This is a genomic window from Mycobacterium sp. URHD0025 (assembly GCF_000426065.1).
Classification (GTDB): Bacteria; Actinomycetota; Actinomycetes; order Mycobacteriales; family Mycobacteriaceae; genus Mycobacterium.
On sequence record NZ_KE384491.1, the window covers coordinates 278,530 to 293,402 of the forward strand.

At 65.9% G+C, this 14,873-nt stretch carries 14 protein-coding genes; 1 reads left to right on the forward strand and 13 read right to left on the reverse strand.

Annotated features, from left to right (window positions below; genetic code table 11):
• Nucleotides 1-13: 13 nt before the first annotated feature.
• The 12 genes from H977_RS0129765 to H977_RS0129820 all read right to left on the reverse strand — a co-directional run bounded on the left by H977_RS0129765 (nucleotide 14) and on the right by H977_RS0129820 (nucleotide 11,688).
• Complete coding sequence (locus tag H977_RS0129765) at nucleotides 14-1,948, reverse strand: acyl-CoA dehydrogenase family protein (RefSeq protein ID WP_029111276.1); 1,935 nt, start codon at nucleotides 1,946-1,948, stop codon at nucleotides 14-16.
• A complete protein-coding gene (locus H977_RS0129770) occupies nucleotides 1,945-2,991 on the reverse strand; it encodes an oxygenase MpaB family protein (protein ID WP_029111277.1) in 1,047 nt (348 codons plus the stop codon). The genes H977_RS0129765 and H977_RS0129770 overlap by 4 nt, the downstream gene beginning before the upstream one ends.
• Before the next feature lie 22 nt (nucleotides 2,992-3,013).
• On the reverse strand, nucleotides 3,014-3,637 hold the full coding sequence (locus tag H977_RS0129775) for a TetR/AcrR family transcriptional regulator (protein ID WP_029111278.1): 624 nt from the start codon (nucleotides 3,635-3,637) through the stop codon (nucleotides 3,014-3,016).
• 111 nt (nucleotides 3,638-3,748) lie between these two features.
• Nucleotides 3,749-4,909 (reverse strand): alpha-hydroxy-acid oxidizing protein, encoded by a 1,161-nt coding sequence (locus H977_RS0129780; protein ID WP_029111279.1) that lies wholly within the window; start codon nucleotides 4,907-4,909, stop codon nucleotides 3,749-3,751.
• Between the two features lie 47 nt (nucleotides 4,910-4,956).
• On the reverse strand, nucleotides 4,957-5,823 hold the full coding sequence (locus H977_RS0129785) for a siderophore-interacting protein (protein WP_029111280.1): 867 nt from the start codon (nucleotides 5,821-5,823) through the stop codon (nucleotides 4,957-4,959).
• Nucleotides 5,824-5,910: 87 nt separating this feature from the next.
• Nucleotides 5,911-6,192 (reverse strand): thiocyanate hydrolase, encoded by a 282-nt coding sequence (locus H977_RS0129790; protein WP_155946908.1) that lies wholly within the window; start codon nucleotides 6,190-6,192, stop codon nucleotides 5,911-5,913.
• A gap of 118 nt (nucleotides 6,193-6,310) precedes the next feature.
• Nucleotides 6,311-7,021, reverse strand: coding sequence for a thiocyanate hydrolase subunit gamma (scnC, locus tag H977_RS0129795; protein ID WP_029111282.1), 711 nt, complete (start codon nucleotides 7,019-7,021; stop codon nucleotides 6,311-6,313).
• A gap of 38 nt (nucleotides 7,022-7,059) precedes the next feature.
• On the reverse strand, nucleotides 7,060-7,899 hold the full coding sequence (locus H977_RS0129800; RefSeq protein WP_029111283.1) for an SH3-like domain-containing protein: 840 nt from the start codon (nucleotides 7,897-7,899) through the stop codon (nucleotides 7,060-7,062).
• 145 nt (nucleotides 7,900-8,044) lie between these two features.
• Nucleotides 8,045-9,190: a DNA-processing protein DprA gene (dprA, locus tag H977_RS0129805; protein ID WP_029111284.1), complete on the reverse strand. Its 1,146-nt coding sequence runs from the start codon at nucleotides 9,188-9,190 to the stop codon at nucleotides 8,045-8,047.
• Nucleotides 9,187-10,698 (reverse strand): YifB family Mg chelatase-like AAA ATPase, encoded by a 1,512-nt coding sequence (locus tag H977_RS0129810; protein ID WP_029111285.1) that lies wholly within the window; start codon nucleotides 10,696-10,698, stop codon nucleotides 9,187-9,189. Before H977_RS0129810 ends, dprA begins: the two co-directional genes overlap by 4 nt.
• Before the next feature lies 1 nt (nucleotide 10,699).
• A complete protein-coding gene (locus H977_RS0129815; protein WP_029111286.1) occupies nucleotides 10,700-11,068 on the reverse strand; it encodes a YraN family protein in 369 nt (122 codons plus the stop codon).
• A 134-nt stretch (nucleotides 11,069-11,202) separates the two neighbouring features.
• The gene (locus H977_RS0129820; protein WP_029111287.1) at nucleotides 11,203-11,688 is read right to left on the reverse strand and encodes a MarR family winged helix-turn-helix transcriptional regulator; all 486 of its coding nucleotides are present in this window, start codon (nucleotides 11,686-11,688) and stop codon (nucleotides 11,203-11,205) included.
• Between the two features lie 145 nt (nucleotides 11,689-11,833).
• Here H977_RS0129820 and H977_RS0129825 point away from each other — a divergent pair, with 145 nt between their 5' ends.
• Nucleotides 11,834-12,955: a spirocyclase AveC family protein gene (locus tag H977_RS0129825; protein ID WP_029111288.1), complete on the forward strand. Its 1,122-nt coding sequence runs from the start codon at nucleotides 11,834-11,836 to the stop codon at nucleotides 12,953-12,955.
• Nucleotides 12,956-13,037: 82 nt separating this feature from the next.
• Here the strand turns inward: H977_RS0129825 and H977_RS0129830 are convergent, their stop codons facing one another.
• A complete protein-coding gene (locus tag H977_RS0129830; RefSeq protein WP_029111289.1) occupies nucleotides 13,038-14,669 on the reverse strand; it encodes a GMC family oxidoreductase in 1,632 nt (543 codons plus the stop codon).
• Nucleotides 14,670-14,873 lie beyond the last annotated feature (204 nt).

Below are 14,873 nucleotides of genomic sequence, written 5' to 3' on the forward strand. Positions count from 1 at the left end.
CGTCGCGTGACCATCACGGGTTCATCTCGTAGCGGCCGGCCAGTGCTCGCGCGCCTGCCACCACGCGATCGCGTCGCGCAGCATCGGCGACAGGCTGCTCGACGATGTCGAGGGCACGCTGCTTCTGAACGGCGGTGGCGTCGGGATGGCAATGGAGCTTGGTCGCGTGCGTGGACATGTCGGTGACGAGCACCTCGAACAGCTGGTCGATCAGATCGGTGTCGATCGCTTCGATCTCCGCCTGCTCCAGGATCAGCTGGGCGTATGGGACGAGGGTGAACATCTCTCCGATCGCGAACAGGAAGTCGACGTTGCGTTGTTGATCGGTGGTGGGTGTGGCCACCACGAGCAGGGTCTGCAGCGCCAGGGCCTGGTCGAGGAAGACCGCGACATTCGGTGTCGACGAGAACCTGCGCAGCACTGACTGCCAGTCCCCGAACCGGATCTTCGCCAACCCGCTGCTCGGCCCCTGCCGGAACAAGAAGTCGTCATTGGCCGCATCTCTGCGCGTCGGAATCTGCGGCACGTCGGCCAGCAGCGGCTTGAGTTGCGGAATACGTTGCGCCACAGGTGACCCCGCGATGGCACCGCCGGCCGCACGCAAACCTCCGGCGAGCGCGCTCACCAGCGGCGCCGGGGCGCGGCCGACAGGCAGAACCGACAGCGCGGCGAGCGCGGCATCCGCTGCCCCGAACATGTAGTTCTGCATGAACTTCAGCGACAGGGCCATGTTGACGTGCACCGTGCCCTCCAGTCGCGGCAGGCCGGTGAGCCCCAGCAGCGCCATGGTGAAGTACATGTCGGATTCGAAGGCGCGGGCCGCGATGGTGTCGGCGAGCAGCGTGACGATCTTCTCACCCTCGCGGGTGACGTTCATCTTCTCGATCGCGTTGAACAACAGGTAGCGCCGGTCATCCGGACTTGCGCTGCGCAGGTAGTCGATGGCCCGCTCGCTGTAAAGCTTCATCCCGATCAGGCGGACGTAGCCGTCGGCGAGCATTCGTCGGATCTGGGGGAACTCGGTGACCCGATGGCCGAACAGCACGCGGTTCTCCGCGTGGGTGACGGCCTCGTACATGGCGTGTTCGCAGGCACCGATCGCCCCGAAGCCGAGGTTGAACTTGCCGATGTTGACGGTGTTGATCGCGGCGTTGAAGGCGGACTTGCCCGCATGGAGGATGTCGTCGGCACTGACCGGATAGTCCTCCAGATCGAACGCGGCGACGTACATCTGGCCGTCGACCACGTTCTTGCGGAGGTGGTACTTCGAATGTTGGCTGTCGGCGGCGAAGAAAAGGTATCCCTCGAAGTCCTGCTCGGGACGGCGCCGGTCGAGATCGGAACTGTCGATGATGGGCTTGTCGGAGCGACGGCCGAACACCGAGACCATGCCGGCCAGGTTTCCGTTGCCGATGTAGTACTTGCCGCCGGTCGCGGTATAGGACCCGTCTGCCGCGTTGCCGGCGTCGGGCGTCAGCACCATGTCAGTCGAATAGACGTCGGCACCGTGGGCCTGCTCGGACAGTCCGAACGCGAAGATCTCGCCCGAATCCAGCAGGGCGGCAGCCTTCTTCCGCGCCACCGTGTTCTCCGACTGCCAGATCGGGCCGAGTCCGAGGATCGTGACCTGCCAGACATACCAGTACTGCATGCCATAGAACCCGAGGATCTGGCTGTACATGGCATTGCGGGCGGTGTCCCAGCGCTTGTCGGGATCGCCGCCGGCCTCCGACGCCGGCGTCAGGAACGTCGCGAAGATGCCCTCCCGCTTGACCAGGTCGAGAAAATCGCTGTACCAGACCCGATCCCGGTCCTGCTGCTTGAGCCACCGCTTGCCGTGGGACTCGAAGAAATCGACGGTGGCCCGGAAGAGCTCCCGAGTCCTGGTGTCGAACTGGCCGAAATCGGTCCGGTTCGGGTCGAAGAGGACATCGGATCGTGCGGTCACGCCAAACTCCCCAGGTAGGACTGAGATTCGATGAGGCCTTCGTCGCTGGGCAGTTGTCCCTGTCCGAAAACCCGCTCGTGCTGCCGGGCCCGCAGCTCCTTGTGCGCGTCGGCGGGTTTGACGTAGCCGTAGCGCGAGCGGCCCTCCGCGGGGCTGAGCACCTCAGCCGACCGTGGCGGGATGCCCATGATGTAAGGGCCTGCGATAGGCACCACCGACGGTGCAATGATCTTGGCCACCAACAGCTTGAGCCGCGGAACACGGTCGACCACGCCGAAACCGAGCTTGAGCACCGGCCGCACGGCCCAATCGACGATCCGTGGCTGGTCGAATCCACTGAGCCGGCGCATCCACCGTGGCATCGTGGCGATGGTGCCCGCACGCAGGAACCAGTTGAGTACCTCGACTGCCGGTCTCGCGGCACGCGGCGCGGGCGGTAACACCACCTTGGCATCGAGCAGGTGGTCCATCATCGCGCGGGCCGCCTCACTGACGGCGAGGCGCGGCCGCATCTGCTCGAAGTAGTCGTTGATGCCATCGCGGGTCCGCGGGACGTCGGCCGGATCGCAGGTCTGGAACTCGGCGGCCCGGGCACAGTCCTGCCAGTAGCGCGCCTCCTCCTCGACCGTCAGCTTTCCGCCGCCGTAGAGCTCGTAGGCTTTGAGCACCGAGTGCCAGCCGGTGAGCAGGATCCACAGCTGCGACTGCGGGTCATTGGCGTCGTACCTGTTGCCGCTCACGGGTTCGGTACCAATAGCTTTCGAATGCACCTTCACCAGCACATCGGCGGCTTTGAGCACCGATTCGGTGTCGGCGAAGGCCACCATGGCGAAGTAACGCACCGTCCGGTCGTAACGGGTACGTGGTCGGTCGTAATTGGCGCCGGTGGTGTCGACCGCGGCGATCAGGGCGGGGTCGAGTTCCTCGACCACCACGGCGCGTTGCAGTCCGATGATCGGCGTGGTGGCATGGCCCCAGACCTTCCAGGTCACCGAATCCGGCCCGAAGAACCCGTAGTCAGCCATCGGCTGGAGATCAGACATGTGACAACTCCTCTGTTCTGGATCAGGCGGCGCGAAACGCCCGGTAGGTGGCCGATCCGATGAATTCACCCAATGTGGTTGGGGTCCAGTCTTTTCCGTCGTCTTGCAACAACGTCCGCACCGCGCCTTCACAGGTGGACACGAACTGCTCGACCAGCACCGGCAGCTTTTTGCCGGCGTCGGTGGTGCCCCAACGTTCCAGCGTGGGCGCCAGCCGTCGGGAGACCTTGCCCACCATCAGGGCGCGACCGTCGCGGAAGTGTTTCGCTACGGCCGGGTCCGGGTCGGCGCTCATCACGAGCCGCCAGGAATCAGGCCTGCCGGCGACCGTCTCAAGCAGGGCCTGGAAGCCCTCGACGAACACCATTGCGTCGGCGTCGGCCCGGCCATGGGGCAGCGCATCGATCGCCCCCTGGACCAGCAGCGCCAACTCCCGTTCGAGCAATGCCCTCAGCAATTGGACCCGGTCGGGAAAACACGAGTACACCACCGGACGGGTGACCTTGAGTCGCTGCGCCACCGCGCCGATGGTGACAGCCGCGACCCCGTCGGTCACCGCAATTGCGAGGGCCGCATCCAGCACCTGCGGGCGCCGCCGCTCGGGCCCCAGGTGGGCAGCCCGCTCGCGGACGGTTTCTACACTCATGGAGGAAAATGCTACACCTATGAATAATCATTGGCCAGCAATCGTCTGCTGCCTTTACATCTGCAGCTTTACCTGCGGCTTTTACCGTGAACCGGTCCCCGCCGTTGAAGGTCAGTCCACCCGGCGCAGCGCCTCAGGCGTGAGATCTGCCAGCGTCGGATATCCGTCGACTCCCATGATCAGGTCGGCCTCGGCGAGCAGCGAACGCAGCACGTGCACGATGCCGTCCACCCCGCCCAATGCCAGTCCGTACGTGTACGGGCGGCCGATGCCGACGGCGGTGGCGCCCAGCGCAAGTGCTTTGACGATGTCGGCTCCGTTGCGGATCCCCGAGTCGAACAACACCGGCAGTCCGTCGGCTGCCTCAACCACGCCGGGCAGGCAGTCGATCGCGGGCAGGCCGCCATTGGCTTGGCGCCCACCGTGATTGGAGCAGTAGATGCCGTCGACACCGCCATCCCTGGCGCGCCGCACGTCGTCGGGGTGGCAGATGCCCTTGAGAATGAGGGGCAACTCGGTCAACGACCTCAGCCACGGCAGATCGTCCCAGGTGAGCGGGTTACCGAACAAGCTCACCCAGCGCAGCACGGTCGCCTGCGGATTCTCCTCGGGCGGCTGGGACAGACCGGCCCGGAACACCGGGTCGCTGGTGTAGTTGGCCAGGCACTTGCCCCGCAGTTGCGGGAAGTTCGAGGTGGTCAGGTCCCGCGGACGCCAACCCGGCACCCAGGTGTCGAGCGTGACGACGATGCCCTTGAACCCGGCTTTCTCCGCGCGCCGCACCAGGCTGGCCGCCAGCTCTTTGTCGGTCGGGGTGTACAGCTGGAAAAAGCCCGGGGTGTCACCGAATTCGGCGGCGACGTCTTCCATCGGGTCCTCGGTCAGAGTCGACACCACCATCGGCACTCCGGTCCGAGCGGCGGCGCGTGCACCGGCCAGATCGCCGTGGCCGTCCTGCCCGCAGATGCCCAGCACCCCGATCGGCGCCATGAACAACGGGGAGGGCAGCGTCAGCCCGAACAGGTCGACGGACAGATCCCGTTCCCGGTGGGCGTTGAACATCCGCGGCATCAACCCCCACCGGTCGAAGGCGGTGCGGTTGACCTGCTGCGTGCGTTCATCGCCGGCACCGCCGGCCACGTAGGACCAGATCGACGCCGGCATGGCGGCTTGGGCTTTGGCCTCCAGCCCCGCATAGTCCATCGGCATGCTCGGCAGCACGCCCGACAGCCCCTGCAGGTAGATCTCGAGTTGGTAATCGCCGTATGCCATGACGGCTACCTTGCCACTCCGGAGCCATCCGGGGTGGCAGCCTGCGCTCAGCCGGCGGTGTCGGCCTCGACTTTTGCCAGCTCGGCCTTCCACTGCCGGAAGGTTTCCTCGGTGCGCCCGCGGCGCCAGTATCCCGAGATCGACGCGGCCCACTTCGCGGCGACACCCCGTTCCTTGCGGATGTAGGGGCGCAGGTTGTGCATGACGGCCTGGGCCTCGCCGTGGATGAACACCTGCACCTGGCCCGGCAGCCAGGGCGCGTCCTTGACCGCGGCGATCAGTGGCGCGTTGTCCCCGGCCCGGTCGTCGCCGACGAGGTCGGCGCGTCCCCCTCGGTAGACCCAGTTGACCTCCACGCCGGCGGGGGCGGTGAGCTCGACCTCGTCGTCGGGGCCGCCCACCTCGATGAAGACTTTGCCGATCGCGTTGTCCGGCAAGGCTTCCAGCGCTGCGGCGATGGCCGGTAGAGCAGCCTCGTCGCCGGCCAGCAGGTACCAGTCGGCAGCCGGGTCCGGGGTGAAGGCCCCGCTGGGCCCCATCAGGTAGGCGGGTTGTCCGGGCACCGCCGCGGCCGCCCAGGGTGCGGCCACACCCTGCTCACCGTGCACGACGAAATCGACCGTGATCTCGCCACGCTCCGTGTCGAACTTGCGCACCGTGTAGGTACGCACAGTCGGTCTCAGTTCGGCGGGCAAATCCTGAAAACTGTCCAGTGTCAACGGTTTCGGCAGCACTGATACGTCCACATTCTCGGGAACGATGACGAATTTGACGTAGGCATCGCTGAAGTCGTTGGGCGAGAACGTGTCGAAGCCTGTGCCCTCACCTGATCCGCCCAGCACCAGTCTGACCAAATGGTCGGTCAGCTGTTCGCGATGCACCACCTGAAACGTGTGCACGGGCCGTCCTGCCATGGCGCCTCCAAAATCATCCGCTGCTCGGTTGTTAGCCGACCTCATCGACTATACGGAGGTCACCGGCCGGCCCGGGGGCTACGTGAATCAGGCCTCTAGCCTTCTCCTGACCACAGCGAGCCGTTCTTGCAGCTCGGCCTCGGTGATCACGCCGCGGGCCAGCAGCGAATGCGCGAGGGCGACGAGTTGGTTCTCGGGATACGGCAGCTCGGCATAGACCGTCGCCGACAGCAGGTCCTCCTCATCGCGACGCTGTTTGAAATCCGGCACCTTGGCCTCGCATGAGGCCTGGTCGAGGGCATCGCAGAAACCGTCGAGGCTCGTCTTCCACGGCGGAACCAGATTTTCGACGCCGTATTTGGCGGCCATCAGCGGCCAGACCTGATTGCGTTCCACGATCCGCGCGAGGGTCGGTACAGGGCCGTCTCCGAGCGGTCCCGATTCGTTCGGCGCACTCACCGTGCCCTCCTCAGTCACCGTGCCCTCCTCACTCACCGGCGGGGTGCATCGCAGGCCGGGTGTCGGTGACGACATTGGTGGTCACCCCGGGCTTGGGCAGTGCGACACCGATGAGGCAGTCGCGGGTGATGATCTCGGTGAGCTGGTCCTCGGTCCAGCCGTCGGTACCCTCCGGGCGCATCGGCATCACCATGAAGCGGTGCTTCTGATTCGAATCCTGCACCCGCACTTCGACTGTGTCGGGCAGACACAGCCCGAACTCGGACAAGACCTGCCGGGGCCAGCGCACCAGACGGCGCCGGTAGTTCGGTGTCCGGTACCACTCAGGTGAGTTGCCGAGAATCGGGCGCGGATAGCAGGAACACAACGCACAGACGATCACGTGATGCACGGTCGGGGTGTCTTCGAGAATCTGAAATGCCGTGAAGTCGCTTGGTGTACCGAAACCGGTGGGTTCCAGCCAGTCGACGCCCACCTCCTTGCTGGCGGTCATCGGTTCGGCCACCGCCAGCCGTTTGAAGTCGGGGTTCAGCCATGCCCGGGCGACCAGCCGGGCGGCCGGAGTCGGTCCGATCTGTTCGGCGAACTCGGTGAACAGCCGGTGCTCCTCCGCGGTGAAAATGCCTTTCTCGATACACAATTCGCGCAGCGCGATCTCGAGTACCTCGAAATCGGTGATCTCGTCGACCATCGGCTTGACGGTGCGCTCGTGATCGTGATCGTGATCGTGCTCTGCCATGGTGCGCCCTTCGTGAGGAAGCTGATCGGCGGTAGAGGTCAGCCGGCTGCCTGCAGCCAGTGCTCGGGAATCTCGGTTCTCAACGTGTCGGCGGCCGTTCCGGTGTAGCCGTCCCACAACTGAGCCATGGTGAAACTCACGACGTAGAACCACTCAGGGGTGGCGTCGGTACGGTCCCAGGTTTCGTCCTCGGCCGCCGGGCTTTCGTATGCCACCGCGGCGATCTCACCGCGGGCACCGCGGACATATTCGGGAGTGCGGGTGTAGAACAGCACCGGGAGCTCGCGCACCAGCACCGGATCGCCGACCTTGAACTTCGGCTCCCCCGCCCGGCCGGCGTACACCTGCGGATCTCCCTTGCCCTTGGCGTGCACAATATGGCTGTTGCGCTTGACGTTCGAGCCGTCGCCTTCGAATCTCGGCCGGGCTTCAAGACGTCTACCGGCCAGCCCGCCGGCGTAGCGTTCCTGGACTTCGGCCATCCGTTCCGACAGTTCGGTCAGTCCGATGTGGTGTTTCTCGACGAGAACCCGCGCCACGGACAAGAGCCAGCGGCCGTAGTAGGGGAAGCCCAGATAGACCGCCCGCCCGACGTCGACGTTGCCCATCCGTCGCCGTTCCTCCGAGAGCCAGATGCCCCGCCAGGCAAGAACTTCGCAGATGACATAGGTCATGTGCTCCCAGTACTCGTAATCCTTGTTCTCGTACTTGATGGGCGCGTCCGGCTCCCCGCCGACGTCGTGCACCGGCTTCATGTATGCGGTGAAGCGGTCATGGTCGAGCAGATCCGGTGTCGGCGCATCGGGCAACTCCGGATATGCCGATCGCAGGCGAGCGACCAATGCCAACTGGGCAGCGCGGTCAGCGGCTGTGCTCATGTCACACCCTCCCCCATGCCCGGCGTACGGCCGACGTAGTCCCGGTACGCCTGGGTCTGTGAGCTCACTCGATGAAGGCAAATTAACACCGGGCCGGCGTTCACGACAGCTAATCGGGGCCAATCCATCGAGGTCTACGTATGCGTCATTTACGCACGGACTGCCGACGCCGACGCACGATCCGCCAGCAGCCGTCGACGCTTTCGACGAGCCCGGCCAACTCGAGCATCGTCAACGGCGCCAGTACCTGGTGCGTGGCGAGGGCGGCAAGCATCGCGATGTCGTCCACCGTGTGCGCGCCGCGCGCAGGCAGCGCGTCGTACACCTGTTTCTCGACCGGCGTGAGTCCGTCGAGCGGCCCGCACGGATGTGGCTCTTCCGGCGCCAGTTCGCCTATCCGACCGACGATTTCGACGATCTGCTCGGCCCGGTCCACCAGGACGGCGCCGTCCCGCAGCAGCGCATGACAACCGGCCGATGCGGCCGAGGTCACCGGACCCGGTACCGCGCACACCTCGCGGCCCAGCGCTCGGGCCCACGCCGCCGTACTGGCCGCACCGCTGCGCAGCCCCGCCTCCACCACCACTGTCGCCCCGGACAGGGCAGCCACCAGACGGTTGCGGGTCAGGAATCGCAGCCGGCCCGGCGCTGTCCCCGGCGGATATTCGCTGACCAGCAGGCATTCCTTGCGAATCCGGTGAAACAGTGCACTGTGTCCGGCCGGATAAGGATTGTCGATGCCGCCGGCCACTATCGCGATCGTCACGCCTTCACAGGCCAGCGCGGCGCGATGCGCTGCGCCGTCGATGCCATAGGCCCCGCCGGACACCACCGTCACATTCCGTTCGATCAGTCCGGCGGACAACTCGGCGGCCACGTGCTCGCCGTAGGCCGTGGCCGCACGGGTGCCGACGATGGCCGCGGCGCGCTCGGTTGCCTCATCCAGGCGCACGGGCCCGACCGCCCACAGCGCCAACGGCGGATGACCGTTGCGGCGCTTGGCCACCCCATCTCCCCGAAAGGCCCGGAATCGCAGCAGCGGCCACTCATCGTCATCGGGCGTGATCAACCGCCCACCCATTCTGTCGAGTACCGCCAGGTCATCTGCCGCACAATCGAACTCTCGGCGTGCCTCGACCCGGGACAACACCTCCCGGTCGATATCGCCGGCCTTGACGCGGCCGGCCGCCTCTACGGGACCTACCTGCTCGACCAGGGAGGCCAACTCGGGACACGGCGACTCGGCGACCCGCGACAGATAGGCCCATGCCCGCCGCGTTTCGTCGGTCATGGCATACCCCCGGCCTGCCGGAAGCTCAGTGCCGTGGCGACGTCGTCCAGGGTGGGCATGCTGCGTCCGCCCAGGTCCGCCAAAGTCCAGGCGACTCTCAAACACCGGTCGGCACCGCGCATGCTGATCACGCCGCGGTCGAGCCCGGACCGCAATGGTTCCATCGCAGCTTTCGCCAACCGGAATTCGCGCCGCAGCAACGAGCCGCCGACTTCGGCATTGGTGCCGATCCCATAGGGTTTCCACCGTTCCTGGGCGGCGAGCCGCGCCGCGGCGACACGCTCACGGACCACATCACTGGCTTCACCGGATTGCGGCATGAACGCCCCCGCGGTGACCGGGTACAGCTCCACACGCAAGTCGACCCGGTCCACCAGTGGCCCCGACAACTTGCCGCGGTAGCGCAGCTTGGCTTGGGCCGAACAGACGCAGTCGGCCGAATTAGGCGGGGCGCACGGGCACGGGTTGGCCGCCAGGACCAGTTGGAACCGCGCCGGATAACATGCCACCCCGTCACGGCGAGCCAGCCGGATCTCGCCGTCTTCCAATGGAGTTCGCAACGCTTCGAGAGCACTTGAACCCATTTCGGCGAACTCGTCGAGAAACAACACCCCCCGGTGGGCCCGACTGACCGCTCCAGGCCGGGCGAACCCACTTCCGCCGCCGACCAAGGACGCAACGCTCGACGTGTGATGCGGTGCCACGAACGGAGGTCGCGTGATCAGCGGTGTGTCTCCCGCCAACAAGCCCGCCACGGAATGGATGGCGGTGACCTCAAGCGATTCAGTGGACGACAATGACGGCAACAGCCCCGGAAGCCGCTGGGCCAACATTGTTTTCCCGATGCCCGGCGGCCCGGTGAGCATCAGGTGGTGGGCACCCGCGGCGGCAACCTCGACGGCGTAGCGTGCTTGACCCTGCCCCACCACATCGGCGAGATCCGCCATGGGCTGCGGTGCGCATCCTGGCGCCGCGACCCGCGGTTGCAGATCTTCTTTGCCGTCGAGCCACGCCTGCAGGTGCCGCAGCGTGCGCACACCGCACACTTCGATCCCGTCCACCAGGCTGGCTTCAGCCAAGTTCTCGACGGGAACCACGACCATGGGCCAGCCCTCCTGCTTGGCGGCCAGTACCGCGGGCAACACACCGTGCACCGGACGGACCCGGCCGTCCAGCGCGAGTTCACCGAGCAGCACCGACTTCTCCAATCGTGCCCAGGCCGTCTTGGTGTGCGCCGAGAGCACCGCCGCGGCCAGTGCCAGGTCGTACACTGAACCGACCTTGCGCAATGTGGCCGGCGACAATGCCAACGTCAGGCGCGACATCGGCCATTCGTTGCCGCAGTTGGTGATCGCCGCTCGCACCCGATCTCGTGATTCCTGCAGCGCGGTGTCCGGCAGGCCCACCAGGTTCACGCTGGGTAGCCCCGAGCTGATGTCTGCCTCGATCTCCACGATGACGCCGTCCACGGCCCGCACAGCCACCGAATATGCTCTACCCAAACCCATTTCAGCCCACCCCCTTGAGGTGCGTGAGCTCCGGCTCCCGGCGGCGTCCGAGGCGCACCCGGATCACATCGATGCGCAGCGCCGCGTACCGACTTTCCTGCTCAGCCAGCCACAGCGCCGCCAATCGCCGGATGCGGCGTACCTTCTGCTCCGTGACCGCCTCGGCGAGCCCGCCGAACCCGTCCCCGGTGCGGGTCTTCACCTCGACGAAGACCACCGTATTGGTGGTCACCTCCTCCGCGATGACGTCGAGCTCGCCGTAACGGCACCGCCAGTTCCGGGCCAACGTCCGAAACCCTTGTGCCGCCAGGTGCTCGGACGCCAACTGTTCACCCAGTGCGCCGATCTCGGCCCGTGTCAGAGAACTCATGGCCCCACCGTGCAGAACAGGTCCGACAGAACCGTCCGGTCACGGCTGGTTATCCCCAGCGCCGATTTCATCCACAGGCTACGACTGTGGAACGCGAGCCCGGACGGACATCGCCCACCCGCGACGCGGCAGCGTCACTTGTCGTCGTCGGCCTTGCGCAGTGGATTGGGAACCGCCGACTGCGCGAACCCGCTGAGCTTGCGCAGCGTGGCGATGCACGCCTGAAGCTCGTCGAGGGCCACGCCGGCCGCCTTGGCGCGGAAGAACTCGTGCAGCTGACGCAATGACTTCTGTTGTGCGGCAAGACCTCGCGGGGTCACCTCGATGCGGGTGACCCGCCGGTCATCGGTCGACGATGTGCGTCGCAGCATGTCCGCGGCGACCAATTTGTCGATGTCGGAGGTGATCGTGCTGGGCAGCACGTTGAGATAGTCGATCAGTAGGCCGGGCCGGTCGAGCCCCGCATACACCAGAAAGATGATGCCCAGTGCTCGTTCAGAGATTCCGTACTCGCGCGCCACGGGCAGGGTGAGCATCGAGATCATCCGCCGGACATCGGTGGCGGCGCCGAGGAAGTCGATGATGTCCCCGTCGTCGGCAGCCCCAATGGTCTCGGTCACGATGCCATAGGATACCCGGCCGCTTTCCCTGCCAGCGGCTTCCGAGAGTTAGTTCAGAATCTGAACAATATGGGTTACGCTCGATCACAGGGTGAGATTCGCCTGACGCGTCACCACAGTGCGCGGAAGAACAGCGCGGAGTGCAATGAAGCCATCAGTTCGTGTCGAGCCGTCAACGGTCACCGACCACGCACGCACCACACTGTCCTGGAAGGCCCTCGGCTGTTGGGCTGTCGTCGCCGCCCTGGCGGTCTTCGTTCTGCTCACCGCGGAAAAGCACGGCGCCGCCTCCCCGGAGAACGTGAATCCGGGCGGCATCGGCAAACCGCCACCGGTGGAACCCCTGTGGCCTGCCATCGACTTCGTCCTGTGGGGCCAGATATTGGGCGCACTGCTGCTCGTGGTCACCATCGTCGTCTCGGTGGTGGTCTGGAGGCGCAATCCCGGGCACCCGGTGATCCTCATGATCCTCGCCTCCACCACGCTGTTCTGGTGGGATCCGATCAACAACTGGGCAATCGGGTTGGTCTACAACCCGAACCTCTGGCACTTTCCGCGAGAATGGCCGTGGCTCAACATTTCTCCGGTCATCGAACCGCTGACCTCGGTCATCTACGCCCCCTACGTCCTGCTCCCCTACTTCCTGGCGATGCCGATCCTGCGGGCCGCACAACGACGCCGCGGCGCCGACGCCTTCGTGTGGCGCCATCCGCTGATCTCCATAGCCATGCTGACGTTCGTCATCGGCGTCATCTGGGATGCGGCCCAGGAAATCCTGCTCACCCGGACCCAGTTCCTCACCTATACCCATGTCGTCGATTTCGGATCGATCGACGTGGGTAAGAACAGTCAGTTCCCGCTGCTGATGGCCAGCGTGCTCATCACCATCATCATGATCCCGGCGTCGGTACTGCTCTACCGCGACGACAGCGGAAAGTCGCTGGCAGACAAGATCGTCCTGCGCGTGCCGCTTGCCGCGCGCCGCCCCAAGTTGGCCAGTTTTCTGATCATGGCGATTGTCCTGAACATTGCGATGATCAGTTTCAGCTCCGCGTTCTGGCTGGTACGTGCAACCGGCGCGGCGTCCGCCGTCGCCTGCCCCTGGCCCTACCCGCAGGCCAAGACCTGGGACCCGCGCGGATACTACGAATCGCAAGGAGCCCCCGGACCGTTCACCGCAGGCGCCGCCAGCACGTGGCAGATCGGACAGCCCGCAGGCCGCCCGACGGACATCGTCGTGGAGTCCGACCGCTGCAAGCCCCGGTAGCCTCCGGGTCGCCGGATCACTCCCGCCGGCCGGCAGCGCACGTGCGAGCGTGTGCTGCCCGCCGGCGTGAGCCATGCGAAGCTCAGGCACCTGCTATCAGCTCGGCGGCCCGCTCTCCGATCATCATCGCCGCGGCGTTCGTGTTGCCGCCCACGATGTTCGGCATGATCGACGCATCGGCCACGCGCAGCCCCGATATGCCCCGGACGCGCAGTGTTGGGTCGACGACGGCGCGTTCGTCCGTACCCATCCGGCAGGTTCCGACGGGGTGGTACACACCCGAAGCATTGTTCCGGACGAACTCCGCGAGTTCGGCGCCTGTCCGATCGGAACCGGGCAACACTTCGCGTCCGACGACCCCGGCGATTTCCGAATGCGCCAAGGTCTGTCTCACCAGTTCCATCCCCGCCACCAGGGTCTCCACATCGCGGGGCTCGGCCAGGTAATTGGGATCGATGAGAGGAGCGGTGAACGGATCGGTCGAGGCCAACCGTAGGGTGCCCCGGCTGTCGGGGTAGATCATCGTCGGCATCAAGGTCAACGACGGCGCCGAGTCGGCGGCCAAGTGCAGGCCCGGCGCGTCTTGGTTCGCCGGATAACTCATCGGAAGGATGAACATCTGCAAGTCCGGAACGTCGGTGCCCGTTCGTATTCCGCTGTCTACGAATGCCACTGCCTCGAACAAGGTATGCGCCAGATAGGTCGATCGTGGCCGTACACATTCACGGACCGCCGCTCGGCCGAAACTCAATGGCGACGCGCTCCGGCCGCCAGTCGCCTTGTACGACATCGGGACAAACAGATGATCGTGCAGATTGTCGCCGACCGGCAGGTCGGCCGTCACCGTGATCCCATGCTCGCGCAGGTGGGCCGCCGGGCCGATGCCGGAGAGCATCAGGAGCCGCGGCGACCCGAGCGCGCCCGCGCTGACGATCACCTCGCGGCTCGCGCGCACGCAACCGATCTCGCGTCGATTGCGGTCCGCGACCAGCTCCACCCCCACGGCGCGGCCATTCCGGACCACCACGCGCGTCGCGGTCACACCGGTGAGGATCCGCAGATTTGGTGGGGCGTCCCGCAGATAGCCGCGATCGGTGCCCGCTCTGCGGCCGGCCCCGACACTCTGTTGCAGTGGCGCCACCCCAGCCTGCCGCACACCGTTGTAGTCGTCATTCTGCCCAACACCGGCAGTCGCCCCCAACGCGACCATATAGCGTTCGGTGATCGTCGCCAGGCCCGTGGCCCGTTCCACCGCAATCGGTCCGTCACCGCCGCGCAGTTCGCTCGGGCCGTCCTCGAAACTCTCCAGCCGACGAAACGACGGAAGCACATCGCCAAACCCCCAACCGGTGGCTCCGACGGCCGCCCAGTCGTCGTAGTTCTGCCGGTTTCCGCGGACAAACGCCATCCCGTTTATCACGCTGCCCCCACCCAGTACGCGGCCGTGCGATTGAGGAAGCCTGCGGCCCAACATGTGCCGTTGCGGGACGCTGTAGGCCGGCCAGGTGACCAACCGCTGCAGCGCGGTGGCGGCGTGAATGGCCCCGCACATGCCGGGAACCGTGACCAGCGGGCCGCGGCGGCGCAGCCCCGACTCGATCAGCGTGACCATGGCGCCGGTGTCGGCCAGCCGCCTGGCCACGATCGCGCCGGAACTACCCGAGCCCACCACCACGTAGTCTGCCGTCCCCAGGCCGGCCGAATCTTTGCTCACCCGTGCGCGCCCCATCCCAGACCTCCGTTGACACCAGGTTTATTTCATATTCTGAAGTATTTATCGACGTTAACACAGTGGGCCTGATCCGGATGGCCAGACCCGAGTCGTATACCTCTACACATTTTTCGCACGCGCCGACGCGCACGCCATGCGCGGGTTTGCCGACTGCCGTTGCGGCCGAAGCGCTTTGATGAATGGCTG